The organism is Sorangium sp. So ce327 (assembly GCF_051530205.1).
Lineage (GTDB): Bacteria > Myxococcota_A > Polyangia > Polyangiales > Polyangiaceae > Sorangium > Sorangium cellulosum_B.
The window spans coordinates 8,616,855-8,642,472 of sequence record NZ_CP150330.1; the positions used below are offsets into that span (position 1 = coordinate 8,616,855).

Here is a 25,618-nt window from a genome sequence, read left to right on the forward strand (position 1 = left end):
GGGATGCCGTACTTATCGAGCCGTACGGCGCGCCTGTCGCGGAGCTGCTGTCAGCGAAAACCGCTGTTTCACGCGCCGCCCGGAGTGATACAACGGGCCGCGCGCGAGGTCTCCACCGTCCCGATTGGCGGGCGTTTCCTTGTTCGATCTCGCGGGTGAGGCTCGATGCATACGCTTCGGAAGGTGTTTGCCGACAGGCCCCGGCGCGCTGCGCTCACGGCGCTGCCGCTCGTCGGCTCGCTCACGCTCGCGGGCGCTGCCGAGGCGCAGCAGCCGCAGCCGCCCTTCGGACCTCAGCCGATCCCAGGCCAGCCCGCGCAGCCGCCCGGCGCTTTCGGGCCCGAGCAACCTCCCGTGCAACCCGGCCCCTTCGGGCCGCAGCCAGGTCAGCCCGGCCCCTTCGGGCCGCAGCCAGGTCAGCCCGGCCCCTTCGGGCCGCAGCCAGGTCAGCCCGGCTCCTTCGGGCCGCAGCCAGGTCAGCCCGGCCCCTTCGGGCCGCAGCCGGGCTTTCCGGGCGACGCTCCGCCGCAGTTCGGGCCGCAGCCGGGCCAACCGCCGCCGGACGGGAGCGTCTCTTTCGGCGCGCAGGCGTCGGTCGGTGATCAGGGCCTCCAGGCCAGCGCGACGGCGCCGACATCCACCGCGTGGGACGAGGAGGAGCGGGCGCTCTCCCTCACCGCGCAGCCGAACCTGTGGGGCTCGACCGGCCTTCTCAGGACGTCGTACGCGGGCTCGGGCGCGCCGGGCACCTTCCGGGTGTCGTTCCTGCTCGACTGGTTCTCCACGAGCGGCTTCCTCTGCGATCCGGCGGAGTCGACGCTCGCCGGTCACCCGATCACGTGCGGTCCTGACGCGAAGGAGGACTCGGCGAGCCACGTCGGAGCGTTCTTCGCGCTGAACGCGACCCCCCTGCCCTTCCTCGAGGGGTACGCGTCGATCCGCACGTTCGCGAACGCGAACGACCAGGGTCGCCCGCGGCTGCTGCAGGTGCTCGGCGACACGACGTTCGGCGTGAAGGCGTTCACCCCCACGAAGATCGGCAAGCCGTTCTCCTTCGGCGGCGAGGCGCAGCTGCTCCTGCTCAACGGGACCGGCAGCGTCGGCCTCGCCGGCGGCGGCACGAGCGCGGTCTTCCGCGGGCTCGCGTCGCTCGATCTGCGCAAGCCGCAGGGCAAGGGGTTCCCGCTGCGGGTGAACGTGAACCTCGGCTACAAGCTCGACAACTCCGGCGTCCTCGTGGAGGAGGTCGAGAAGGCGCGCGCGAAGGCGTTCACGGACGATCGCGAGCGGCAGCCGATCTCGCGGATCGAGCGGTTCGGGCTCGGCATCAACCGCGTCGACTTCTTCCAGACCCACCTCGGCGTCGAGGTGCCGCTGCCGAAGGTGCAGCCTTACCTGGAGTACACCCTCGACATCCCGGTGAACCGGCAGGGTTACGAGTGCCACACGAAGACCGTGTCGCGCGGCGACGTCTGCCTCGGGCTCGACGACTTCGCGTCTCCTGACCCGCAGAACCAGGGCGGACCGGGTTATGCCGCGGCGCCGTCGCGGCTGTCGCTCGGCGTGCGGGTGACGCCGTTCGAGAAGGCGTTCCGCGGGCTCTCCGGGCACGCGGCGTTCGACCTCGGCCTGTCGGCGACCTCCGTGTTCATCGAGGAGGTCGCGCCTCAGGCGCCGTGGACGCTCTATCTCGGGATTGGCTATGCGTACGACACGAAGCAGAAGGAGCCGCCGCCGGCCCCCGCGCCGCAGATCATCAAGGAGCCGCCGCAGCTCGTGCCGGCGCCGCAGACCTTCGCGCGCGGCTTCGTGCACGAGCAGAACAAGCCCGACGGGGCGGTGGCGGACGCCATCGTGACGATCGAGGGCGCGGCGCAGCCACCGTACGCGACAGGGCCGGACGGCCGCTTCCTCACACGGCACCTCGAGCCGGGGACGTACACCTTCAACATCCGGGCGAACGGGTACAAGCCCGGCACCTGCCAGGCGACGATCCTCCCTGGCGGGGCAGCGCCGGGGCAACCCGGGGCGTTCGGCCCGCAACCCGGGCAGCCTGGGCCTTTCGGCCCGCAACCCGGGCAGCCTGGGCCTTTCGGTCCGCAGCCCGGGCAGCCCGGCGCCTTCGGTCCGCAACTCGGACAGCCTGGGCCCTTCGGCCCGCAGCCCGGGCAGCCCGGCGCCTTCGGTCCGCAACTCGGACAGCCTGGGCCCTTCGGCCCGCAGCCCGGGCAGCCCGGCGCCTTCGGTCCGCAGCCCGGACAGCCGGGTCCCTTCGGTCCGCAGCCCGGACAGCCTGGGCCCTTCGGCCCGCAGCCCGGACAGCCTGGGCCCTTCGGTCCGCAGCCCGGCGGGCCTGGCGCTGCGCCGAGCCCGACGCAGCCGCAGGGGCCGACGTTCGTGGACGTCGACTGCTCGCTCGAGGCGCTGCCCAAGACGGGCAACATCGTCGGGACGGTGAAGGACGCGGAGAGCGGGGACGCGGTCGCTGGCGCGACGATCCGGCTGGTCGACGCCGCGGGCCGCGAGCAGACGGCGACGGCCGACGGCAGCGGCGCCTTCCGTTTCCCCGACCTGCCGGCCGGCGCGGTGACGCTCAAGGTCGAGGCGCAGGGCTACATGAACCACGTCAACCAGGCCGACGTCCGGACGAGCGAGGACACGCGCGCCGCCCTCACGGTGAACAAGCGGCCGAAGATCTCGCTCGTGAAGGTGCTGGGCAACGAGATCAAGATCTCGCGGCAGATCCACTTCGAGACCGACTCGGCGAAGATCCTCGGCGACTCGAACGCGCTGATGGAGGAGATCGCGGACGTGCTCCAGCGGAATCCGAACATCCGCAAGGTCGAGATCCAGGGGCACACCGACAACACGGGCGGGCGTGAGCACAACCAGACGCTCAGCGAGGCCCGGGCGAACGCGGTGCGCGCCTGGCTGATCCGGGCCGGCGTCGACGGCTCGCGGCTGCTCGCGAAGGGCTATGGACAGGACCGCCCCGTCGCGCCGAACGTCACGCCCGCGAACAAGGCCAAGAACAGGCGCGTTCAGTTCATCATCGTGGAGAAGTGAGCCAGGTCCGCCGACGGGCGGGCCCCGCATCCGGCCGCGCCTCGGCGTCGCTTGTCGGCGCCGGGGCGCTGCGATAGGGCACGCGCATGATCAAGCAGGTCATCGCGACCGCGCTGGCCGTGGTGGCGGGTTGCGCGGCGCCCACCCCGGCGCCCGATGCCCGGCCAGCCGAGAGCGCCCGGCCCTCCTCGGTCGGCGCCGCGCCAACGGCGGCAGCAGCGACGGCAGGCGCCAGCGCGGCCGAGGTGGCGTCAGCGCCTCGCCCGGAGGACGCAAGCGCGGCGGAGCCTCCGCAGGACGGGGGCGATCGCGCGGCCGCCGACGCGCCCGACGCATCGCCCGGCCCAGGAGCGGCGCCCAGCGCGGGCGCCGACCCCAGCGCCGCGACCTCCGCCCGCGCGGACAACAAGATCCTGCCGGCGCTCGAGAGCGAGGAGCTCACGGCGCGCGCCAGTGCGTTGTTCGACGCCATCGTGAAGAAGGAGCCGGCGCTGGCCGAGCCCTTCTGGTTCCCCAAGGAGCCGTTCATCCCGCTCAAGGACGTGAAGGATCCCGGCAAGTACTGGGACAACCTCCACGCCGCTTACGTGAACGACGTGAAGTCGATGCATCGGAAGCGCAAGAGCTGGGAGGGGGCGCGGTTCGTCGGCTTCGTGGTGGGCTCCAAGCCGAAGTGGGTGCCTCCGGGGGACGAGGTCAACAAGATCGGCTATTACCGCTCCTTTCACGGCAAGCTGAAGTACGAGATCGACGGGAAGCCGGCGAGCCTGGACGTCCACACGATCATCTCGTGGCAGGGCCGCTGGTACATCACGCACCTCGGCGACTTCAAGAAGCGCTAGGCGTCCGCGCCCGTTCTTGTGGACGCTGCGCGGGCGCGCCGCCATGGTCTCCGCGTGGCGCCGCTCGTCTCCGTCTTGCTTCCATACCGGCAGGCGGAAGCGACGATCGAGGAGGCGCTGGAGAGCGTGCTCGCCGAGCGCGCGGTCGACCTGGAGGTGGTCGCCGTGGACGACGGGTCGACGGACGGCGGCCCTGCCAGGGTCACGCGCATCGCGCAGCGCGATCGCCGCGTCCTCCAGGTCGCGACGGGCGGTGTGGGGATCGCGCAGGCGCTCTCCCGCGCGGCGGAGGTGGCGCGCGGCGAGCTCCTCGCCCGCATGGATGGCGACGACATCTCGGTCGGCGAGCGGCTCGCGCGACAAGCGGAGACGCTCCTCCGGGATCCGCGGCTCGGCGTCGTCGGGGCCCGCGTCGAGGCGTTCGCTGCCGGGCCGATCGGCGAGGGCATGCTGCGCTACGTCGACTGGCTGAACTCGATCGTCACCCCGGAGGATCACGCGCGCGAGATGTTCGTGGAGTCCCCGCTGTGCCACCCGTCGGTGATGTTGCGGCGGAGCGCGCTGGAGCAGGTGGGCGGGTTCCGGGAGGTCCCGTGGGCGGAGGACTACGACCTGTGGCTGCGCCTCGACGCCGCGGGCGCGCGGATGGCGAAGCTCCCGGAGCTCGGCCTGCGCTGGCGGCACCGCGAGGGGCGCGCCACCTTCGCCGATCCGCGGTACGCGATCGCGCGGTTCCTCGAGGCAAAGGCGCACTACCTCGCGAGGAAGCTGGGCCCAGCGCGCCCGGTGGCCGTGTGGGGCGCGGGAAAGACAGGCCGGCGGCTGGCGAGGGCGCTCGCCCGGAACGGCGTGGCGCCCGCGCGGTTCGTGGACATCGATCCGCGCAAGATCGGCCGGATCGCGCAAGGCGCGCCGATCGTCGACCCGTCGCGGCTGGAGCGCGGCGCAGAGACCCTCGTCGTCGCCGTGGGGGCGCGGGGGGCGCGCGCGCTCATCCGCGGCCACCTCGCGGCGCGCGGCTTCGTCGAGGGCTCCGACTACGTGTGCGCCTCCTGAGCGCGCGCCAGGCGACGCTTTGCAACCGCGCGCTCTTTTGGGAGGATTCGATCCCACAGCGATGCGGGTCCCGGTGCTCACGAGCAAGCTCGACTTCCCTCCGCCAGAGCGCGCGACCCCCGAGGGGATCGTGGCCGTGGGCGGCGAGGCCTCGCCGGAGCGGCTGCTGGCCGGCTACCGTCGGGGCATCTTCCCCTGGCCTCACGAGGGGCTGCCGCTGCTCTGGTTCTCCCCGGATCCGCGCTTCGTCCTGCCGCCGCGCGAGGCGCACGTCCCGCACTCGCTGCGCAAGCGGGTGCGCCGGGGCGAGATCGAGGTGCGGACCGACACGGCGTTCGAGCGGGTCATGCAGGCCTGCAGCGCCGTGCCGCGCCCTGGGCAGAACGGCACGTGGATCACCGAGGAGCTCATCGCCGGCTACACGGCGCTGCACGCCGCCGGGGTCGCGCACAGCATCGAGGCGTGGTCGAACGGCGAGCTCGTCGGCGGCCTCTACGGCGTGTCGCTGGGGCGGATGTTCTTCGGCGAGTCGATGTTCGCGCGCGCGCCCGACGCCTCGAAGGTCGCGTTCGCGACGCTCCTCGGGAACCTCGTCGCCTGGGACTTCGCGCTGGTGGACTGCCAGGTGTACACGGACCACCTGGAGCGATTCGGCGCCGTGGAGTGGCCGCGGCGCGAGTTCCTCGGCGCGCTGAAGGCGGCGCTCGACGCCCCGACCAGGCTGGGACCGTGGCGCTTCGACCTCGATCCCCCGCAGGCGATCGAGCGGCTCATCTCGCGTTGATCGCCGCCGAGCTTCGGCCGCACGCCGCTCGACCCCGCGCTAGCGCTCGCCGCCCGAGCCGTCCTTGATCTCTCGGAGCAGCTCCTCGATCCGCCGCTCGGCGTCGGGACCCTCGTCGTAAAAGAAGCGCAACGTCGGCACCACGCGCAGCCCCATCGTGCGGGCGACGTCCCTGCGCAGCCGGCCCGACGCCGCCTCTAGCCCCTTGAGCAGGGCGCGGCGCGCCGCTGCGTCCTCCGCGCCGAACTCGTGGCGCACGTGGACCTTCGCGCTCTGCAGGTCGTCGGTGATCTCCACGCGCGACACGAGCACGCCGGCGATCCGCGGGTCACGCAGATCTCGGAGCAGGTTGGACAGGTCCTCACGGAGCCGCTCGGCGACCCGCGTCGCCCGCTTCACCACGCCGCTCATTCGTCGTCCTCTGCGTCCTCGAACATGTCCGAGGACGCTCCCAGATCTCCATCGTCACGGCCGAGCGCCTGCTCGATGCCGCCCTGCACCCCAGCGCCTCCATCGCCGAACGGCACGATCTCGGTCGCCCGATCCGTGAGGACGGCGTGCGGCAGCGACCCCGCCATCGCGGCCACGTCCGCGAGGACCTTGTCGCACATGACCGACGAGTTCGAGACGACCGCGACGCCGAGCGTCGCCCGCCTCGGATCGTCGAGCACGCCGACCTCGGCGATCGAAACGCGCATCCGGCCCTGCGCCCGCTCCTTCAAGGAGCGCACCACGCTGCGCTTGTCCTTGAGGGAGCGGGCCCCGACGATATCGAGACGGAGACGGAGTACACCCACGAACATCGGATGAGGCTCAGAGCTTCGTCTTGACCTCTTCGATCTCGAAGCTCTCGATGATGTCGCGCTCCTTGATGTCCGAGTAGCCCTCGAGCGAGATACCGCACTCGAACCCCTCGACCACCTCTTTCACGTCATCCTTGAACCGGCGCAACCCGGACAGGCGACCCGTCCAGACCACGGCGTTGTCCCGGATGAGGCGCGCCTCGCCGGTGCGCTTGACCGAGCCGCTGATGGCCATGCAGCCGGCGACCGTGCCCGCCTTCGTGATCTTGAAGACCTGGCGGACCTCGGCGCGGCCGAGGACCTTCTCCACCTTGGTCGCGGGGAGGAGCCCCTCCATCGCGCTTCGGATGTCGTCGACGGCGTTGTAGATGATGTTGTAGAGCCGGATCTCGACGCCTTCGTTCTCGGCCAGAGCGCCCGCCTTGCCGGCCGGCCTGACGTTGAAGCCGACGATGATCGCCTTCGACGCGACCGCCAGGTTGACGTCGCCCTCGGTGATGCCACCGACGGCGCCGTTCACGATCGTGACCTTCACCTTCTGGGTCGAGAGCTTCGCCAGCGCGTGGACGATCGCCTCGACCGAGCCCTGCACGTCGCCCTTGATGATCAGCTTGAGCTCGAGCTGATCGGCCTCCTGCAGGTTCTTCGTGATGGACTCGAGCGAGACGCGCGAATCCTGCGGGATGAGCGTCTTCGACGCCTTCTTGCGGCGGGTCTCGGCGATCTCCTCCGCGGTCTTCCCGTCCTTGACGGCGTGGACGGGATCGCCCGCGCTCGGCACCTCGTTGAGGCCGAGGACCTCGACGGGCGTCGCGGGGCCGGCCTCGGCGACGGAGCGCCCGAGCTCGTCGGTCATCGCCCGGACCTTGCCCCACGCGGCGCCGGCCAGGAGGATGTCGCCCGTGCGGAGCGTGCCGTCCTGGACCATGACGCGCGCGACCGGGCCGCGGCCACGATCGAGCAGCGCCTCGATGACGGTGCCGCTGGCGCGCTTCTTCGGGTTGGCGCGGAGGTCCTGGACCTCGGCGAGGAGCAGGACCGACTCGAGGAGCTGGTCGATGCCCTGCCCCATCTTCGCCGACACGCTGCAGAACATCGTCTCGCCGCCCCACTCCTCGGGCTGCAACCCGAGCGCGGCGAGGTCGCGCTTGATCTTGTCGGCGTCGGCGCCCGGCTTGTCGATCTTGTTCACCGCGACGAGGATCGGCACCTTCGCGGCCTGGGCGTGCGAGATCGCCTCCTTGGTCTGAGGCATCACGCCGTCGTCGGCCGCGACCACCAGGATCACGATGTCGGTGAGCGAGGCGCCGCGGGCGCGCATCGCCGTGAACGCCTCGTGACCCGGCGTGTCGAGGAACGCGATCGTGCCGCGCGGCGTCTCGACGCGGTAAGCGCCGATGTGCTGCGTGATACCGCCGGCCTCTCCCTCGGCGACCGTGGCCTTCCTGATCCTGTCGAGGAGCGAGGTCTTGCCGTGGTCGACGTGGCCCATGACGGTGACGATGGGCGGCCGGATCTCGACCTCCTCGTCGGTGTCGGCCCCGGCCTGCATGGCCGCGGTCAGCGTGTCCTGCTCGCTGACGGCCACGTCCTCGACGCTCCAGCCGAACTCGCTGGCGAGGATCTTCGCGGTTTCGGCGTCGAGCGTGCTGTTGATGTTCACGCCCGTCATGCCCATCGACAGGAGCCGCATGAGCACGTCCGTCGCCTTCAGGCTCATCTTCGCGGCGAGCTGCTGAAGCGTGACCTGCTCCTCGATCTTGATGACCTTCTTGTGCGAGGCCATCTCCTGCGTGGAGACCTGGACCGGCTTGCGCGGGAGCCCGCCGCCTCCCGGGCGCTGCCGCCCGAACATCCCCGGGCGAGTGTTCCGACCGCCCATGGGCCGGCCGCCCGGACCGAAGCTAGGACCGCCAGGGCGCGCTTGCTGGGCGTTGGCGCGCGGATCGTAGGTCGTGCGGCGCGCCGGCGGTGTGCCGGTGCGTGCAGCCGGCATCGTGACGCCGGGGCGCCCCTGCCAGACCTCGATGCCGGTCTTCGGCGGCGAGGACGGGCGACGCGGCGCCTGTCCCGGCGCGCCGGCCGGCTCTTCCGGCTTGGCCGCGGGCGCCGGCGCAGGCGGCGTGGTCGGCCGAGCGCCCGGGCGGGCGGCGGCCGGAGCTGCAGGCCGCTGCGGCGCGGGCGGCGGCGACGTCGGCCGCGACGCCCCCTGCGCTGGAGCAGGCGCGGGCGCCGAGGGCGCGGCTTGCGGCCGGGTCGGCGTCTGCGCCGCGGCTGCTGCGGCAGGCGCAGGCGCTGCGGCAGGCGCAGGCGCTGCGGCAGGCGCAGGCGCTGCGGCAGGCGCCGCTGCTGCGGGCGCTGCGGCAGGCGCAGGGATCGGCGCGGGCGCAGCCGCCTGCGCGGGGGCGGCAGCTGGCGCCTCGGGCGCAGCCGCGGCGGGGACGGGCGCCGGCGCGGCGGCGGTGGCGGGCGGCGCCGCGACAGGCGGCGCAGGCTTCGGCTCGGGCGAGGTCACCTTCGTCTCCTCCGCGGCCGCGGACGCCGCGGCAGGCGCGGTTGCTGCGGGAGCGGGAGCCGCCGGGGGCGGCGGCGCAGGGGGCGCAGCCGCAACAGGCGGCATCGCCGGGGCAGGCGCATTGGGCGCGGGTGCGGGAGCAGGCTCGCGCGGGCTCACGGCGACGACCGGCTCGGGGGCCGGCGCCGAGGGCGCTGCGACGGGAGCGGCGGGCGGCGCAACGGGGCGACGGGGCGCTTCTTCCTGAGCGGCGCGCTCGAGCGGCGGCGAAGCCAGAGCGGGCTCAGCCGCAGGCCGAGAGGGCGCAGGCTCCGGAGCAGCGCGAACGGGCGCCTCCGACAGGTCAGGCCCGCGGCCCGGCGAGGACGGCTCGGGCTCTGCCCCGGGCCGTGCGCGGCGCTTGACGACCGTGGGGCGGATCCTCTCCTCCACCACCTCAGGCGACTTTTGCCGCTCGAGGTGCCGCTTCACCCGCTCGACGACGTCGGACTCGACGGCGCTCATGTGATTGCGCACGTCGCCTATACCCATGGACTGGAAGAGCGCGACCAGCGTCTTCTGGTCCATGTTCAGCTGCTTGGCGACCTCGTAGACCCGGACTTTGCTCATGCACCTCGCTCCACGTTAACCAATCCGCCTCACCCATCCGCGCGGGCGACGATTTGCGGCCACTCTGTCCACCGTCGAGGCGCGTCCGGTAGGACCGGACACCGCCGCCCTGCCCCCGACCGCGCCGCCTCCCCCCATGCCCGGCGCAGTAGCAAGAAGCCGACCGGACTCACTCTCCGGCACCCGCCGCTCGTCGCGGCTGGTAAGCGCGCCCTCCAGGCTGCCGGGTCTTCCCCCGACATCCTCGGACGCCGAGAGAACCCCGGCCCCGGAGTTCTCGCGCTCCACGCCCGACGTCCCCGGCCCGCGGCGACGCGAGAGGCCAGCATGGCCAGGCGGCGCCTTGCGTTGCTCGGGGCTCCCACCCTCCTCCGATCGGGCGGCCGCGCTGCGCGAAGGCCGCCCCCTGCGACCGGCGCCGCGGCGCCCGCCCTCCGCGGCGTCCTCGCCCCGCTCGACGCGCGCGCACGTGTCCACGACGTGCGCGGCGTTCGCGATGGCAGCGGCGATCGACGCCGCCGAGATCGCCATCACGGCCACGTCGCGCTCGCGCGGGCCGCCCGCCAGAGCGCCGAGCCCCTGCTTGCTGCCCCACGCGACGGCGCGCCCTTCGGCGACGGCGCGCCGGACCTCCGGCAGATCCGCGCCTGCCGCGGCGTCGCACGCGACCAGGACGAGCGCGGCCTCACCGCGCACGCACGACCCAACGACCGCATCGGCGCCGATCGCCGCGCTCTGGGAGCGGACGGCGGCACGGACGAGCCCGTGGAGCCGGCGCTCGGTAGCCCCTCGGATCGCCCGCGCCAGCGAGACGGTCGTGAGCGGCTCGACGCCCTGCGCCTGATCGCCGGCGCCCTCGGCGCCTCCTCCAGCGGCCCCCACGATCGCGTGGACACGTCCCTTCGCGGCGCGGGCGAGCCCCCGGGCGACCGCCGCCGAGAGGCAGCCCTGCTGCGGGTGGACGTGTGCGCCCCGCCCGAACCCGCCGTCGCCGGGATCGACCGCGACCACACCGCCGGGACCAAGGATGAGCCGGACGAGCGGACGAGCGCCGCGGACGTCGTCGACGCCGACGCGCTCCCCGCAGCCGACGCACGTGCGCACTCGCCCCTTCTCGAAGGGCTCACGCTCACCCGCGTCGCTCTGTCTGCTCACTGCTGATCCCATCCTCGGCCCTCTGCTTCTCCTCGCAGCCTACGCGTGCCTCACTTCTGCGGCGCGACGAACGTCCGCCCGCGCCGCATCGAGCACCTTCTGCTCGCTTTCAACGAAATCCCGCGCCCCCTGCTTGATGGCGCGCGCCTTCTTGATGCCGAGGCCGGTGCGGATCGCCAGCCGATCCTCGTCCTCCCGCAGCACGTCCTCGACGCTGCGATACCCGGCCTCCTCGAGCAACACCACCGTCCGATCGCCGACGCCGCGGATGAACATCAGCCGCTCGCGGTCGGTGAGCGGCTCGGTGCGCGAGCTCGCGGAGCGGATGCGCTCCTGCCGCAGCCGCTCCATCGTCGTGTCCGCCTGCGACTTGATGCGATCGGCGGCCTCGACGCCGCCGAGACCCGGGATGGCCGCGAGCTCCTCGACCGAGGCCTCGCTGACCTCCTCGAGCGCGCGGAAGCCGAGCCGGTACATGGACTTGGCGATCTGCTCCGTCACCACGTCCATCTGCTGCAAGGCGGAGATCGCCTCTTCTTCCATCTGCTTGAACTTGGTCTCGCTGATGATGTCGAGCTTCCAGTTCGTCAGCTGCGCGGCGAGCCGCACGTTCTGGCCCTTGCGCCCGATCGCGAGCGACAGCTTCTCGTCCGGGACCACGAGCTCCATGCGCCCGTCGGCCTCGTCGACGATCACCTTGTGCACCTCGGCCGGCTGGATCGCGGCGATGACGTAGCGCGCCGGATCCCGATCGAACGGCACGATGTCGATCTTCTCGCCGCGGAGCTCCTGGACGACCGCCTGCACACGCGAGCCCTTCATGCCCACGCACGCGCCCACCGGGTCGACGTCCGCGTCGCGGCTGGTCACCGCGATCTTCGAGCGGGCGCCCGGCTCCCGGGCGACCGACACGATCCGCACGATGCCCTCGTAGATCTCGGGGACCTCGGCCTCGAAGAGCTTCTCGACGAGCCGGGGATCGGAGCGAGAGAGGATGACCTGCGGGCCGCGGGCCTCGCGATCGATGTCCTTCACGTACGCCACGATGCGGTCCCCGGGCCGGTACGTCTCGCGCGGCGTCTGCTCGCGGAACGTGAGCACGCCCTCGGTGCGGCCGATGTCGACGATGATGTTGTTGCCCTTCTCGAACCGCCGCACAATGCCGCGGATGAGCTCGCCCTTGCGATCCTTGTACTCGTTGAAGATGAGATCGCGCTCGGCGTCGCGCACGCGCTGCAGCAGGACCTGCTTCGCCGTCTGCGCGGCGATGCGCCCGAAGGTCGTGCGGCCGTGCTTGAGCTTCAGGATGTCGCCGTATTCCTTGTCCTGATCGCGCGCCTTCTCCGCGTCCTCGGGCCGCCAGAAGACCTGGAAGCCGAGCTCCTCGCCCAGGGTCGCATCCAGCTTCAGCTTGTCCACGTCAGTGATGGAGATCTCGCGCTCCGGCTCCGTCACGGCCTCGACCACGGTCATGTACTGGAAGAGGTCGATCTGCCCGGTGTCCTCGTTGAAGCGCGCCTCGAGCTCGCGGGTGGGGCCGAAGACGCTCTGCGCGGCCTTCAAGATCGCGGCCTCGATCGTCTCGACGAGGATCTTCTTGTCGATCCCCTTCTCCTTCGCGACCTGATCGAGGATGCTGCCGAGGCTCGTCTCCGAGGTCGGCATCGCTGCCATCGTTGCCATGACGTCCCTGTCTCCTGATCTTTCTTCTCTCTACTTGCGCTTCTCGGAGCCGCGCTCGCTCCGCTTTGAGCCCGACCGCGGAGCCGCCTCCGCGAGCTGCTTCTTCTGCCCCGACTCCTTAGCCGGCTCCTTGCCCTGCCGCTGCCCCTTCTTGGGCTGCGCCGTGAGCTCGAAGACGAGGCGCGCCTCCACGACATCCGCGAACGGGACCGCGATCCGCTTGCCGTCGACCAGCACCGCGACCTGCCCCTCCGGAGCCTCGAGGAGCTCGCCCCGGAGCAACCGCTGACCGTCCGGCGCGGGGCGCGCCAGCTTCACCTTCGCCGTCCTGCCGAGGAAACGAGCGAACTCGGCCGCGGTACGCAGCCGCCGGTCGAGGCCAGGCGAGCTGACCTCGAGGTTGTAATGGTTGGGTATGAGATCCTCGACGTCGAGGACCGATGAGACGTCGCGCGACACGTCCGCGCAGTCCTCGAGCGTGACCCCGCCGCCCGCGTCGTCCACCCCCTCGCGCTCGATCGTGAACCGCAGCGTCCAGCCCGCCCGCTCCGTGATCCACTCCAGATCGACGAGCGTGATCCCATGCGAGGCCAGCACCGGCGCGACGGCGTCGCGAACGCGCCCGAGGTCGAACACGGCTCTGGTCGAAGGCTCTATGGGTTGCTGCGGTTGCTGCATGTGAGAGACGTCACTTTCGGCGGATCCGGGTCCTCCCGGCGCGATCGGCCCCGAGCGAGGGTGCCCGGTGCCTCTGCGCCAAAAAAAAAGAGCCGATTCCCCGAACTGGGAACCCGGCTCGCGGATCCGCCTAGTTGTCGGCGGACAACCTAGTCGAATGCGGGCCTTCATGCAAGGGGGGATACGGGCAAACCGCCCCTGCACGGCCGGAGATCTCCCGCCGGTTCCTCCTCGCGTCCTCGCGACCGCCAGCGGCGCGTAAGCGCTGGAGCGGTCCCCGCCGCGCGGCAGTCGCGCGACGCGCCCCCCGGGTCCGTCAGCGTTATGCCAGATTCGGCAGCGCGACGATATCGACGTGCAGGACCTCCTCGAACGCCGCGATTTCCTTCAGACAGGCCTCGCTCGGCCGGCCGGAGACGCGCATCTTCGTGCAGGTCGCAGTGGCCCCCTCGAAGACGGTGTTTGAAATCTCCTCGATGTTGATCCCGTGGCGTTTCATGACGCTGAGGGTGTTCGCGAGGACGCCGACCTTGTCCATCATCCGGACGACGACCGCGTAGCGGGCGGGCGACGTGGCGCAGATGTTGACCACGTTGGGCAGCTCCTCCTCCGTCATGAAGGCACGGATGATCCGGGCCGTCTCGAGGGCGACCGCGCGCTGGGCCTGCTCCGTCTGCGCGCCGACGTGCGGGGTGCCGTAGACGAGCCCTCGCGCGAGGAGGTGCGACTCGAACGGCGCCGAGCTCCTGTCAGGCTCGGTGGCGAACACGTCAAGGCCGACCCGCAGCCCTTTGCGCGGGATGAGCTCCTCGAGCGCGGCGTAGTCCATCACCTCGGGGCGCGCGGCGTTCACGACGATGGCGCCGTCGGGGAGCGCCTCGAGGACGCTCCGGCTGACGATGCCGCGCGTCTGCGGGGTGGCCGTCAGGTGGACGGTGAAGATGTCAGAGCGGGCAGCCAGATCCTCCAAGGTCCGCGCATAGCTGACGTCCAGCTTGGCGGCGCGGCCCGGCGTCAACGAGCGCGACCAGGCGTGCGGCTCGAGCCCGAACGCGCGGGCGCGCAGGAGCACCTCACGGCCGATCGCGCCGAGCCCCGCGATCCCGATCCGCCGACCGAACAGGCCACGGGCCACCGAGTACTTCGCCTTCTCCCAGCGGCCGGCCCGGAGCTCCGACGTCGCATCGACCAGGCGGCGGTCCAGCGCGAGGATGAACGCCATCGTCAGCTCTGCCACCGCGGTCGCGTTCTTGCCGGGACAGTTCGCCACGTAGATGCCGCGCGCGCTCGCGGCCGCGACGTCGATCGTGCCCACGCCGACCCCTGCCCTCACGATCAGGTTGAGCTGCCGCCCGGACGCGATCGCCTTCGCCGTGACCTCCGTGGAACGAACGACGAGAATGCCGATCCCGTCGAGGGCCGCTGGCAGCGTGTCTCTGGTGAGCTCCGGCCGGGACTCGATCTCGATCCCGAGCACCTTGAGCTCTTCCAGAGCCGAAAGGTCCATTTTGTCGGCTACTAGCAGGCGCATGCGGACGGGAACCGTAACAGAAAAGCTCTCGCTGACGATGGGCGTTCTGCGCCTCGTCTGCGTCGTCTGCGTCAGTTGCGCCAGCTCATGCGCCAGCGATCATAGGTTTCTCCCTGGGGCGCAGCGGGCAGACCGACGCTCGGCGCGTTCGTCGCGCCCCCGGACCTCGACGCTCGGCTGCACGCCATCGACGCGGAGGCCGCCGAGCTCGGGCTGAAGCTCGAGGTCGAGCTCCGCGGCGCGGTACGGCGCGGCGGCGAGGTGGTGGTGCGCGGCTACAGCGGGACCGACGCGCTCGGGCGCCGCACCTCGGCGGTCCGCGTGGCGACGCCGCACGGCGTGGTCATCGCCGCGGGGCCCCTCGACAGCGGGCGCGTGGACCGCAGACAGGCGACGCAGCTGATACCGTCGCTCCTCCCCGGCCACGAGCCGGAGGCGACGGAGCAGCTCGGGGTGTTCCGCTCCGGGACCGATCTCAACCGAGACGGCGCTCCCGACGTCGTGCTCAGAAACGAGGGAGGCGAGCTGGAGATCTGGGCCGTGCAGCCGCTCGGCGCGGCCCGGTACGCCGTCGAGCTCGCGGCGCCGCCGCGGTTCGCGCTCGACGTCGACCAGGATGGCATCCTGGAGCTCGCCGGCCGGATCCCGCTGGACGAGGCGGATCCCATCGCGCCGGATCTCCTCGACGTCGCGGGGTTCGAGGGAGATCGCTACACGCACCGCGGCAGCGTCGCTCGGGCGTTCCATCTAGAGCGCGCGGAAGGCCCCGGCGCGGAGAAGGCGGGCCAGCGCAAGCGGCAGGAGCCGCCGAAGGACGACGCCGCGCGCCTGCGGGGAGCGCTCGAGCAGGCCTGGCACGCGGTGCTCGCGGGCAGGCCGGCGGCCGAGGCGCTCGCGACGCTCGACCGAGAGCCGGTGACGCCCGCGCTCCGGGGCGCGTTCTCGGCGCACCGCGCGCGCGTGGCGGCGGCCGCGAGCGGTCCACCGGCGCCGCCCGGCGCCGGCGGCGTCCCTACTCGTCCGCAGGGAGCATCGGAAACGCCTGCTCGAAGGTGACGAGGATGTCGCCGGGGAGCGCGTCAGGCTCCTTGTAGCCGCGCGTCAGCGGCACCCCCCAGTCGGCGCGCATGACGACGCGGCTGAGCTGCGGGAAGAGGGCCCGCACCCCGAAGCCAGCCGACTGCTTGAGGCGCAGATCGTCGAAGCCGTCGAAGGCGTCGCCGGCGTCGAAGAAGGCCGCGCCCGCGACCTGGCACGACCAGATCTCGAGGGGCCGCGTGCGGAGCTCCAGGTTCGCAGAGAGCACGTCCTCGCCGATGAACGCCGCCGTCGGATACCCGCGGAGCCGTGTGTCGCCGCCGAGGACCAGCTTCCTGTTGAGGTAGTTCCTGTACCGGTCGAACAGGCGCACGTCGAACACGAGCCGCCCGACGCCGAAGCTCGGCGTGTGGACCCGCGCGCGCGCCTCGATGGAGGCGTCGAAGATCTGCGAGCCGTCGAGCTCGGTGACGGTCTCGACCACGGCGCGCGCGAGGCCGTCGCCGAGCGCGACGGTGTACGCGGCCGCCGCGGAGATCCCGAGGAAGCTCCGGCTGGAGTTGAGCGCGGTCGTGACCGGATAGATCAGGATCGCGAGCTCGTGCCCCAGCCGGTAGTCCTCCTGCAGCGCGAGCGTGTTGAAGTCGAGGACGCGCAAGAAGCGGGTCGAGTACGTCGCGTACTTGAACGTCGGCGCGACGCGGGTGTCGCTCACCGGCATCACGCGCTCCTCGAACTCGGCGATCGCGGCAGGGGCGAGGCCCCCCGGCGCGTCGAGGCGATAGACCTTGCGGCTCGCCTCGATGCCCACCGAGACGTCGTGCTTCACGGCCGAGGACCTCGACGCGCCTCCACCGAAGCTGCGCGTGACGGCGTAGCTGCCCACCAGGAGATCGCTCCTGTAGCGATACGGGACGCGATCGTCCCCCGGCGTGGCCTCCGCGTCGAAGGTGGCGAGCTTCGTGCCGATGAAGCGGCGGGTCACCTCGTCGCGCCAGGAGATCTCGAGCTCCCAGGCCCACTCCGCCTGCGTGGCGTAGAGCGGCTGCCCGTAGATGAACTCGCCGCTCGAGCCCTCGAGCTTGCCGGTCTCCCGGTCGGTGATCGCGTTCGCCTGGGTCCGCAGCCGCACGTGGCTGCCCCCGATGCGCGGCATCGCGTAGGTGACCCCGAGCGAGAGCGCGCCGGGATCGAGCGCGAGCTGCGCCGCGACGGCGTGGTGGACGCCGAGCAGGTTCTGCTCGCTGGGCTGCAGGAACAGGTACTCGAGCTGCCCGCCGGCGATGCGGTAGTCCGAGTTGAGGCGCAGGCTCCAGACGTCCTTGGTGACGACGGCGACGCGCACCCGATCCGGAGCGCCGCCTCGCACGGCGAAGACGAGGACGAGCGACAGCTGGATCAGCTCGCGCAGGTGGCGCGCCGACTCGTCGGCGAGCGCCTGCTCGTAAGGGCGCCCGGCCGCGAGCAGCACCTCGCGCCGGATGACGTACGGCCGCGAGAGGGCGTGGAACCAGTTAAGGAACGCCGGCGCAGGATCGCGGTCCTCGAACACCTCGAGCGGGACCACGTCGATCCCCTCGACGATCTTGCCCTCGGGGGCAGGATCGAGCGTCGCGCCGAGGCGCGACAGGACACGCTCGATGGTGGCGCTCTCGTAGCTCGAATAGCCCTCGCTCCGAGCCGGCGCGGCGGTCGCCGCCGGCCCCCCCTGCTTCCCGGCGGTCGCTGCCGTCCCGCCCTGCTGGGCTCGCGCCTCGATCGCAAGGAGCGCCCCGAAGGCCAGGAGCGCGAAGCGCACCAGGACGATCGATGCGCTACGCACGAGCCGCTCGCCTCAGAAGGACTCGTTGGAAGGGTACGTCGCCATGACGTTGATCTTGTACTTCACGTACTGGTGCGGGATCGTCCCCCAGTCGGGCGTCGGCATGGCCCGCTTCACGCAGCGGAGCAGCTCCTTCGTCTTCGCGCGGCTCACCGTCGTCGACTTGCCCACGTAGAGGTTGGTCCGCTTGCGCCGGAAGTCCATCTCGAGGACGAAGCTCACCGTGACGCTCGCCTTGCCGGAAGGGGCGCACTGGACGTTGTCGCGGATCGCGCGCGACAGGCCGTCCTCGAAGAACGTGACGTGATCGCAGCGCTCGGGCGGGGTGGTGCCCGGGCCGGGGTTCTCGCACTTGATCGTGGTGAACGGCGAGAGCGTGACGCCCGCCGACAGCTCGGCGCCCGCGTCGGCGAGCGCGCCCGCGTCCCAGGCGTAGGCGCCGGCGTCAGCCGTCGCGGCGTCCGCGGAGGGGATCGACTCGGGCTTCGGGCGCCGCCACAGGTAGAGCGGCACCGCCACCACGATGAGGCCCGCGACGAGCGCGATGATGATCTGGAGCCGCACGGGGCGCTCGCTGCCGCCGCGACCGAGGTAGCGGTACGGCGAGGGCTGAGACGGCGGACTGGAGGTGGAGGGGAACGGAGGCCGGCTGTTCATCGGACGCGCTCAGGCTCAATCGATGAGCGTCCGCGCAGGGCGCCCAGGCTCGCCCTTCACCAGCGTCGCGCCGAGCTCGAGCGTCTCCGGGAGCATGCCCTGAACCTGCGCGACCACCTGCTCGACCACGTGACGGGCCTCGTCGATGCTCGGACCCACGATCGAGACCACGAACTTGAGCGGACCCGTCCGGCCCGCGACGGCCGGCGTGAGGCTGAGCAGGAGCATCTCGGTCAGATCGATCACCCGCTGCGCCGCCTTCCGCAGGGCGAGCATCTCCAGGATGGTCGGGCGCTCGCTGACCTGGCGGTTCGGCCCGCGCAGCTCGTACCGCGCGACCTGCATCGGCACCTCGGCCCAGTCGGCGAACAGCCCGTCCTCGTCGATCGCCTTCATCAGGTGCTCGCGCACGAGCAGGCCGGTGAGGCCGTCGCGCTTCGCGAGGTACTGCTTCGCGCGCCGGTGCTGCGGCGAGTCCGGGCCGAACGTCACGAGCTTCATCCGGCACTCGCCGACCTGCACCTCGCCGCCGTGCAGCAGCGAGACCTGCGACTTGCGCTCGTAGTTGAAGTCCGCGTAGCTGCCGTTCGTGCTGCCCTGGTCCTCGATGAACCACGAACCCGTCTGCCACTTCAGGATCGCGTGCGCCCCCGAGACGGTCGCCTCGGGCACGCACAGGCTCTGATCGCTGCGACGGCCGAGCGCGAGCTTCGTGTCGTGCAGCGGCAGCAGGGAGCCCACGATCTCGGGCGCGTTCGTCGCGTACGTCACGAGCAGCGACTGCGCCCCGGGGGTGAAGTTCAGCTTGAGCGCGCCGCCCGGCGGCGGTCCCGGATCGAGGCGCTCGCGCGGCAGCTGGATCGGGCTCGTCGTGAGCTGCGACGGGTTGAAGAAGCGCATGTGCCGCGCCTGCGGCCGCATCGACGGGTCCTCGTTGAGGCCGCGGAAGATCTGCCGCACCTCGTCGATCGACAGGCCCGCCGGGACGTCGAACATGATCTGCTGCTTCATCGTCTTGAGCCGCGGCTTGTAGCCGGGCTCCGGGACGCGGCAGGTCCACATCTCCCAGAGGGTCAAGGCCATCGCGTACACGTCGTCCTCGGGGCTCGCGCCGCCGTTGCGCAGCCGCTCGGGAGACATGTAGTTCGGCGTGCCGCCGTCGGGCGGGGCGCCTGGGCGGCGCGCCGAGGCGCGCGCGCGCTCCTGGGCGAAGCCGAAGTCGAGGATCACCGCGCGGCCCTCGGAGACCATCACGTTGCCCGGCTTCAGATCGCCGTGCACGAGGCCCTGCGCGTGGATGGCGGCGAGCCCGTTGCAGACCTCGCTCGCGATCTTGCGGAACTCGTCCGCCGAGTAGCCGCCCTGGGCCTTGCGCTTGCGAATGTGCGTGTGGAGCGTCTGCCCGGGGATCTGCTCCATCACGAGGATGGGGCCCCACGGGCTCGGCGCGAGGTCGTGCACGCGACAGACGTTCGGGTGGCCCACCGAGCGCGCGAGGAGGAGCTCCTGGCGGAGCGCCTCGTCGTCGCCTGGCATGCGCGACTCTTCGCGGACCACCTTGAGGGCCACGGTCTGCTGCGTCGAGCGATCGAAGGCCAGGAAGACCTCGCCCATGCCGCCCTTACCGAGGCTCTGACGGATGTCGTAACGGTCATTGATGACCGTTCCGGCAGTGATGGGAGGAGGGGGTGTCTTGGTCACGGCCCGCGGTGGATAAAAGGAGCGCGAACCGGAGCGTGCCCGACACCGGCTGCGGCGCACAGCGTCGTCCATCTGAACGTCGAGCGCAACGGTCGTTCGGAGGGAGAGGCCAAACCCAGCGCGGCGGCGGCCGCCTACCCGCTGATTTGGGCCGAGATCGCTCCTCCGAACGTCCCGGCCGCCGGGATCTCTTGACGATGACGGCTGATTTGTTTACGCGGCTCGACCAGCCCGGCGCGACCGCCGCGCGCGCCTGCGCTGGCGTGACGTGCGCCGGGCCAGCGAGCCGTTGAAGCCACGCCCCATCCACCGGACGGGCGAGAAGAGTGGCTCCTCCGCGGTGGCCTGGGGACGGCCCAGCGGACCGATGTTCGTCCGGGACGATTCAGACGGTGCAGAGGACGCGAAGGACATCGTCCGACTGACGCCGTCCGAGGGCGTGCACGGGAGCGGCGACGGCGGTCGCGTGCGCGCCGACAGCTCCCTGGCGCCGCTCATGGGCCTCGCGATCGCAGGCACGTCGCTCTCCCTCTCTCTTCACCGACGACGCGAACCGCATCTGGATCGGCGGCCTCGCGCAGAACGCGGCTCCCTGCTCACGGTCGCGGTCCGCCGCAGATCGACCCCCTTCAACCCGCGCGCCGCGCAGCGCTCGCGACGGAGCGATCCGCCCGCGAGCCGCGCAGACCGAGGCGATGCGCAGGCCGTGCAAACGTCCCGCTCCTGCGCGCGATCCGTCTACGTTCTTCACCCCACAGCGACGCGCCGGGGTCACCCACGTTCAGCCTCGCGCGGCCCGCCATGGCTCACCGACCGTACGGACGGCAGCGCACCACGCTCCGCGCATTTCCTGCTTGTATCGTGGCACTGCAGATTGACACCTCAGAGTCGCCTCAGTCACACTGCTTCCGAGGCGGCTGCTGTGTGTCCAATCTTCACCTCCTCCCGCTGCCCGAGGAGAGGCGCGACATGCCTGATAGCCGACAGCGAGAGGTAACCGGCAGCTCGAAGGTCTCGAGGGCTGCCGCGACAGACCCGCTGCTGGGGCGTGTCATCAACGGCCGCTTCACGATCGTCAGCGTCATCGCCCGCGGCGGCATGGGGAAGGTGTACAGGGCCGAGCAGGCGCCGCTCGGCCGCATCTGCGCGCTCAAGGTGCTGAGCCCCAAGTACGACGGCGACCACGATCCCGAGTTCCACAGGCGCTTCTTCCTCGAAGCGTCGATCGCGGCGAAGCTCACGCACCCGAACACGGTCACCGTGTTCGACTACGGCCAGAGCGACGACGATATCTACTACATCGCGATGGAGTACATCGAGGGGAAGACCCTGCACCGCGTGCTCCGCGAGGAAGGGCCGTTCTCCGAGGCGCGCGCGGCCCACATCGCGCGCCAGATCTGCCGGTCGCTCCGCGAGGCGCACGGGCTCGGCGTCGTGCACCGCGACCTCAAGCCGGGCAACGTCCTGCTCGTCGATCACGAGGACGAGCACGACCACGTGAAGGTGCTCGATTTCGGGCTCGTCAAGGACACCCAGAGCGGCGAGGACCTGACCCAACAAGGCCTGTTCATGGGCTCGCCCAAGTACATGGCGCCCGAGCAGATCACCGGCAGCGATGTCTCGGCGCGCACCGATATCTACGCGCTCGGCGTGATGATGTACGAGATGCTGTCGGGCCAGGTGCCCTTCGACAAGGGCGCGGGCGTCGGGACGCTCATGTCGCACGTCCACGACCAGATCCCGCCGATGCAGGCCCACAACCCCCAGCTCTCCATCTCGCAGACGATGGAGGGGATCGTCTATCGCTGCCTGGAGAAGGACCCGGCGCACCGCTTCTCGTCGATGAACGAGCTCGTCACCGCGCTCAAGTTCACCGCAGGCGGCATCTCCACGCGAGACACGGGCGAGAACCCGCCCATGCTGTCCGGCACGACGGGCTACCGCGCGTCGCTGCCCTCGTATACGTCGGCCACGCCGTACCCGTCGGCGCCCTCGTATCCGTCGGCCACGCCGTACCCATCGGCGCCCTCGTATCCGTCGGCCACGCCCTACCCATCGGCGCCCTCGCGTCCGTCGGCCACGCCGTACCCATCGGCCGCTCCGCTCTCGACGACGAGCGATTTTCCGGGCCTCTCCACGCCGTACTCGTCGCCACCCGCGAGCTCACCCGCCACCTATACAGGCCCCCTCGCCACGGACAGCGCCCTCAAGCCGCCGGCGGCGCCCGTCTTCGTCCCCCCGTCGATCACCGACGCGATGGGATCGCGCCCTGCGCCGCCCGCGGAGGGGCTCTCCTCCGCCCAGACCGGCGCGAGCTCCGGTCGAAAGGTCATCCCCTGGGCGCTCACCGCGGTCCTCGCGGTCGGGGTCGGCGTCGCCGCCGCCCTGATGGCGCGCGGGCCGGCCGCCTACACGAGCGCGGCGGCGCGCGAGCAGGGCGCGGTGAGCCCTCCTCCGCCCGCAGCGACGGCCCCGGCAGCGCAGGCGCCCGCGGCGCGCGGGCTGCACGTCGAGAGCACGCCGCCCGGCGCGGCCGTCAGGGAAGGCAACAAGGAGCTCTGCGCCGAGACGCCGTGCGAGATCGTCTGGCGAGGGGCCGCGGCCGCGCTCGCGCTGGAGCACGAGCTCGTGTTCGAGAAGCCGGGCTACAAGCCCGCCACGGTGCGCGTCTCCGGCGCCGAGGAGAAGGTGCGCGCGAAGCTCGACCCGGCCGCGATCGCGGCGCCGGCGACCCCGAGCAAACCCAGGGCGAACCTCCAGAAGCCCGAGCCGTACAAGAGCAACCCCTACTGACGAGGGCGCGGACGCGCCCCGGCCGCTCTTCTGGTAGAGTCGCCGCGCTTTCGCGGCTGCGACCTTTTACGATGGCCGCAGCGGCTTCGCGTTCGCGCGAGGAGCTCACCGGACGCTCCTCGCGTGGACCCGTCGATGAAGTGTTCGGTGTGACGTGGGGAGCAGCGCCGTCAGCGCTCCCGAGCTCTCGCCGGGATCGCCTTCGCTCCCCGGCCCCGCTGAGGACAGGGCGAACTCATGTCGTCTTCCGATTCCTGCTCGCACCGCCGCCGCGACGACGTCGCGGCGCTCGACCCGACCGACGACGCCCGCGCGGCGCGGCCGCGCGGCGCGACGGCGCTCCGGCGGAAGCTCCTCGCCTGCGCCGTCGCCTTCGGCGCGATGACCGCCGCGCGCGGCGCGCTCGCCGACGCCCGCACCGAGGCGCGCCTCCACTTCCGGGCAGGCATGGATCTCATCGCCCAGAAGCAGTTCGACGAGGGCATCCGGCAGCTCCAGAAGGCCAACGAGATCCTCCCGCACCCGAACGTCACCTTCAACATCGCGCGCGCGCACGCCGAGGCGGGCCACATCGAGCAGGCGCTCGCCGCCTACCGCGAGTACATCGCGAGCGATCCCGCGGACCGCGAGCAGGTGACGCGGATCGTGGAGCAGCTGGAGCAGCGCCTCGCCGCGCAGCGCGCCGCGGCGATCCCCGAGCCGAAGCAGCCGCCGGCGCCCGCGCCGCAGCAGCCGGCGCCGCAGCAGCCCGCCCCGGGCGAGGCGCCCGCTACACCGCCCCCCGGCGGGGAGCCCGCCGCGCAGGGCGCGCCCGCGACGGCCGCGACGAAGGCGCCAGGGCCGGGATCGAAGGCGGCCCCCGGCGACGCCGCGAGGATCGTCGGCGCGGCCCGGACCGAGGACGTCTACCAGGAGACGGTCGTCACCGCCTCGCGCGGCGCCCAGAGCCCGCTCGACTCCCCGAACTCGACGACCATCGTGACCCGGCAGGACATCCGGCTCTCCGGGATCACGCGCATCCCCGAGCTGCTCCGGCGCGTCGCCGGCATGGACGTCATGCAAATCACGGGCGGCGACGAGAACGTGTCGATGCGCGGCTTCAACAGCCGCCTCGCCAACAAGATCCTCGTCCTCGTGAACGGGCGCACGGTCAAGAACGACGTGCTCGGCTCGACCTTCTGGGAGGCGCTCTCGATCGACGTGGATCAGATCGAGCGCGTCGAGGTGGTGCGCGGCCCGGGCTCCGCGCTCTACGGCGCCGACGCGTTCGCCGGCATCGTCAACATCATCACGATCGAGCCGGGCGTCGGGAAGAGCGGCTTCCGCGCGGGCTACGGCGATCACCGGCAGGGCTACGCCTCGGTGTGGGCCTCCGCGCGCGAGGGCGATTTCGCGTACCGCCTCTCCGCGGGCTACACCCGCTATCCCCGGTGGTCGCGCGAGGTCGCGGCCGACCGCATCGACCTCGAGACGAGCGGCCAGAGCCAGGATCTCGGCGCGCAGAACGTCCGCATCGACCTCCGGACCTCGCAGCGGCTCGGGCCGCAGCGCGAGCTCACGGTGGGCGCCGGCTACGCCCGGAGCGAGCTCGACATCTACGGCATCGGCCCCTTCAACGACTACAACCTGGAGGTCGCCAACGCCGACGTCGCGGTCGCGTACCGCAGCGAGAACGTCAACGCGCGGACGTACTACTCGAACCTCGACGGGTACTCGCTGCTCAACGCCGCCTACCTCGGGCACACGCTGTTCGCAGGGCGGCCGCAGCAGCACGTCGTGAACGCCGAGCTCGAGTTCGTGAAGACGCTCCGCGCGCCCGCCCCCGTCGTGCACGACTTCCACATCGGCCTCGGCTACCGGCTCAAGGCGACGTCGTGGAGCTACCTCGAGGACGACATGCCGCTCGAGCACCAGGGGTCGGTGTTCCTCCAGGACTCGATGAAGCTCGGCGAGCGCGTCACGGTGGTCGCGTCCGGGAGGCTCGACTACGTGCCCTACCTGGAGCGGCTCATCCCGTCGCCGCGCGGCTCCGTCATCGTCAAGCCGACCGAGCGCCAGGCGATCCGCCTCTCGGGCTCGACGGCGTTCCGCTCGCCCACGTCGCTCGAGGCCTACGTCGACCTGCCCATCCAGCTCGCGCTGCCCGGCCTCGAGCTCCTCTCGACCTCGAGGACGCCGGGCAGCTCCGAGCGCCCCATCGACCCCGAGCAGATCATCACCGCCGAGGCGAGCTACCTGAACCAGCAGAGCGACTACTTCGAGTTCGAGGTCACCGCGTATTACAACCGCGTGAGCGATCTCATCGTGCTCGCCGAGCCGCAGCGCACGACCCTCTCGCAGCGCGCCCACGGGTCCGGGGGGCTGAACCCGGAGACCGGGAGATACACCTCCGGATTCGGCGGCTTCGAGAACCAGAGCGACGTCTACCACGTCTTCGGCGGCGAGCTCGGCGGCCGCGTCTACCCCATCGAGGGGCTCGACATCTTCGCCAACTACGCGCTCAACCGCTCGATGCACCAGCGCCCCGACGGGCGCGACGCGCTCGAGGACGCGCGCACCAGCCGGCACAAGGTGAACGCCGGGGTCCAGGTCCGCACGCCGATCGGCGTCGACGGCGAGGTCACGCTCCACTACCAGTCCTCGCAGGTGTGGGCCGAGCAGGTCCCGACGGGGACGGTCATCGCCACGAAACAGTACGAGCTGCCCGCGTACACGCTGCTCAACGCGCGCGTCGGCTACCGCTTCCTGGACCGCGCCGAGATCTCCGCGACCGTGTTCAACGCGCTCGACGGGCTCGGCGACAACGCGCTGCAGATGCACCCGTTCGGCAACCGCATCGGCCGGCGCTTCATGGGATTCTTCAGCTACTCGCTCTAGGCAAGGCC

17 protein-coding genes are annotated in these 25,618 nt (G+C 71.6%); 7 read left to right on the forward strand and 10 right to left on the reverse strand.

What is annotated here, in order from left to right:
* The first annotated feature begins 165 nt into the window (after positions 1 to 165).
* From WME95_RS32160 to aat, 4 genes are all read left to right on the forward strand, one after another.
* Positions 166 to 3,066, forward strand: coding sequence for a carboxypeptidase regulatory-like domain-containing protein (locus WME95_RS32160; RefSeq protein ID WP_437903180.1), 2,901 nt, complete (start codon positions 166 to 168; stop codon positions 3,064 to 3,066).
* An 86-nt stretch (positions 3,067 to 3,152) separates the two neighbouring features.
* Positions 3,153 to 3,908: a hypothetical protein gene (locus tag WME95_RS32165; RefSeq protein WP_437903182.1), complete on the forward strand. Its 756-nt coding sequence runs from the start codon at positions 3,153 to 3,155 to the stop codon at positions 3,906 to 3,908.
* Positions 3,909 to 3,962: 54 nt separating this feature from the next.
* Positions 3,963 to 4,964, forward strand: coding sequence for a glycosyltransferase (locus WME95_RS32170; RefSeq protein WP_437903183.1), 1,002 nt, complete (start codon positions 3,963 to 3,965; stop codon positions 4,962 to 4,964).
* Between the two features lie 61 nt (positions 4,965 to 5,025).
* On the forward strand, positions 5,026 to 5,748 hold the full coding sequence (gene aat, locus WME95_RS32175; protein ID WP_437903185.1) for a leucyl/phenylalanyl-tRNA--protein transferase: 723 nt from the start codon (positions 5,026 to 5,028) through the stop codon (positions 5,746 to 5,748).
* Between the two features lie 39 nt (positions 5,749 to 5,787).
* Here the strand turns inward: aat and rbfA are convergent, their stop codons facing one another.
* The 7 genes from rbfA to WME95_RS32210 form a co-directional block, all read right to left on the reverse strand.
* On the reverse strand, positions 5,788 to 6,159 hold the full coding sequence (gene rbfA, locus WME95_RS32180) for a 30S ribosome-binding factor RbfA (protein WP_437293698.1): 372 nt from the start codon (positions 6,157 to 6,159) through the stop codon (positions 5,788 to 5,790).
* Positions 6,156 to 6,551: a DUF503 domain-containing protein gene (locus WME95_RS32185; protein WP_437542711.1), complete on the reverse strand. Its 396-nt coding sequence runs from the start codon at positions 6,549 to 6,551 to the stop codon at positions 6,156 to 6,158. Before WME95_RS32185 ends, rbfA begins: the two co-directional genes overlap by 4 nt.
* Positions 6,552 to 6,561: 10 nt before the next feature.
* Positions 6,562 to 9,675 carry a translation initiation factor IF-2 gene (gene infB / locus WME95_RS32190; protein WP_437903187.1) on the reverse strand — a complete coding sequence of 1,038 codons (3,114 nt, stop codon included), beginning with the start codon at positions 9,673 to 9,675 and terminating at the stop codon, positions 6,562 to 6,564.
* A gap of 15 nt (positions 9,676 to 9,690) precedes the next feature.
* Positions 9,691 to 10,830 carry a YlxR family protein gene (locus tag WME95_RS32195; protein WP_437542715.1) on the reverse strand — a complete coding sequence of 380 codons (1,140 nt, stop codon included), beginning with the start codon at positions 10,828 to 10,830 and terminating at the stop codon, positions 9,691 to 9,693.
* Positions 10,831 to 10,869: 39 nt separating this feature from the next.
* Complete coding sequence (gene nusA / locus WME95_RS32200; protein ID WP_437293702.1) at positions 10,870 to 12,513, reverse strand: transcription termination factor NusA; 1,644 nt, start codon at positions 12,511 to 12,513, stop codon at positions 10,870 to 10,872.
* A 30-nt stretch (positions 12,514 to 12,543) separates the two neighbouring features.
* Complete coding sequence (gene rimP, locus WME95_RS32205) at positions 12,544 to 13,149, reverse strand: ribosome maturation factor RimP (RefSeq protein WP_437903188.1); 606 nt, start codon at positions 13,147 to 13,149, stop codon at positions 12,544 to 12,546.
* Between the two features lie 364 nt (positions 13,150 to 13,513).
* A complete protein-coding gene (locus tag WME95_RS32210) occupies positions 13,514 to 14,698 on the reverse strand; it encodes a phosphoglycerate dehydrogenase (protein ID WP_437903190.1) in 1,185 nt (394 codons plus the stop codon).
* 291 nt (positions 14,699 to 14,989) lie between these two features.
* Here WME95_RS32210 and WME95_RS32215 point away from each other — a divergent pair, with 291 nt between their 5' ends.
* On the forward strand, positions 14,990 to 15,778 hold the full coding sequence (locus WME95_RS32215; protein ID WP_437903191.1) for an FG-GAP repeat domain-containing protein: 789 nt from the start codon (positions 14,990 to 14,992) through the stop codon (positions 15,776 to 15,778).
* Here the strand turns inward: WME95_RS32215 and WME95_RS32220 are convergent.
* The 3 genes from WME95_RS32220 to WME95_RS32230 are packed head-to-tail and all read right to left on the reverse strand — an operon-like array spanning position 15,735 to position 19,940.
* Positions 15,735 to 17,582 carry a hypothetical protein gene (locus WME95_RS32220; protein ID WP_437903192.1) on the reverse strand — a complete coding sequence of 616 codons (1,848 nt, stop codon included), beginning with the start codon at positions 17,580 to 17,582 and terminating at the stop codon, positions 15,735 to 15,737. The genes WME95_RS32215 and WME95_RS32220 overlap by 44 nt on opposite strands.
* A gap of 12 nt (positions 17,583 to 17,594) precedes the next feature.
* On the reverse strand, positions 17,595 to 18,239 hold the full coding sequence (locus tag WME95_RS32225) for a hypothetical protein (protein WP_437542725.1): 645 nt from the start codon (positions 18,237 to 18,239) through the stop codon (positions 17,595 to 17,597).
* 15 nt (positions 18,240 to 18,254) lie between these two features.
* Positions 18,255 to 19,940 carry a protein kinase domain-containing protein gene (locus WME95_RS32230; RefSeq protein ID WP_437542728.1) on the reverse strand — a complete coding sequence of 562 codons (1,686 nt, stop codon included), beginning with the start codon at positions 19,938 to 19,940 and terminating at the stop codon, positions 18,255 to 18,257.
* Between the two features lie 969 nt (positions 19,941 to 20,909).
* Here WME95_RS32230 and WME95_RS32235 point away from each other — a divergent pair.
* Together WME95_RS32235 and WME95_RS32240 are read left to right on the forward strand one after the other, a co-directional pair.
* Complete coding sequence (locus tag WME95_RS32235) at positions 20,910 to 22,733, forward strand: protein kinase domain-containing protein (RefSeq protein ID WP_437903194.1); 1,824 nt, start codon at positions 20,910 to 20,912, stop codon at positions 22,731 to 22,733.
* A gap of 237 nt (positions 22,734 to 22,970) precedes the next feature.
* Positions 22,971 to 25,610 (forward strand): TonB-dependent receptor domain-containing protein, encoded by a 2,640-nt coding sequence (locus WME95_RS32240; protein ID WP_437903195.1) that lies wholly within the window; start codon positions 22,971 to 22,973, stop codon positions 25,608 to 25,610.
* The last annotated feature ends 8 nt before the right edge of the window (positions 25,611 to 25,618 follow it).

Excerpts from the sequence above, each read along its gene's own strand:
- WME95_RS32235 (WP_437903194.1), top strand. The coding sequence starts at position 20,910 with ATGCCTGATAGCCGACAGCGAGAGGTAACCGGCAGCTCGAAGGTCTCG.
- WME95_RS32210 (WP_437903190.1), bottom strand. The coding sequence starts at position 14,698 with ATGGACCTTTCGGCTCTGGAAGAGCTCAAGGTGCTCGGGATCGAGATC.
- WME95_RS32225 (WP_437542725.1), bottom strand. The coding sequence starts at position 18,239 with ATGAACAGCCGGCCTCCGTTCCCCTCCACCTCCAGTCCGCCGTCTCAG.
- WME95_RS32165 (WP_437903182.1), top strand. The coding sequence starts at position 3,153 with ATGATCAAGCAGGTCATCGCGACCGCGCTGGCCGTGGTGGCGGGTTGC.
- rbfA (WP_437293698.1), bottom strand. The coding sequence starts at position 6,159 with ATGAGCGGCGTGGTGAAGCGGGCGACGCGGGTCGCCGAGCGGCTCCGT.
- nusA (WP_437293702.1), bottom strand. The coding sequence starts at position 12,513 with ATGGCAACGATGGCAGCGATGCCGACCTCGGAGACGAGCCTCGGCAGC.
- aat (WP_437903185.1), top strand. The coding sequence starts at position 5,026 with ATGCGGGTCCCGGTGCTCACGAGCAAGCTCGACTTCCCTCCGCCAGAG.
- WME95_RS32185 (WP_437542711.1), bottom strand. The coding sequence starts at position 6,551 with ATGTTCGTGGGTGTACTCCGTCTCCGTCTCGATATCGTCGGGGCCCGC.
- infB (WP_437903187.1), bottom strand. The coding sequence starts at position 9,675 with ATGAGCAAAGTCCGGGTCTACGAGGTCGCCAAGCAGCTGAACATGGAC.
- WME95_RS32240 (WP_437903195.1), top strand. The coding sequence starts at position 22,971 with ATGTCGTCTTCCGATTCCTGCTCGCACCGCCGCCGCGACGACGTCGCG.
- WME95_RS32160 (WP_437903180.1), top strand. The coding sequence starts at position 166 with ATGCATACGCTTCGGAAGGTGTTTGCCGACAGGCCCCGGCGCGCTGCG.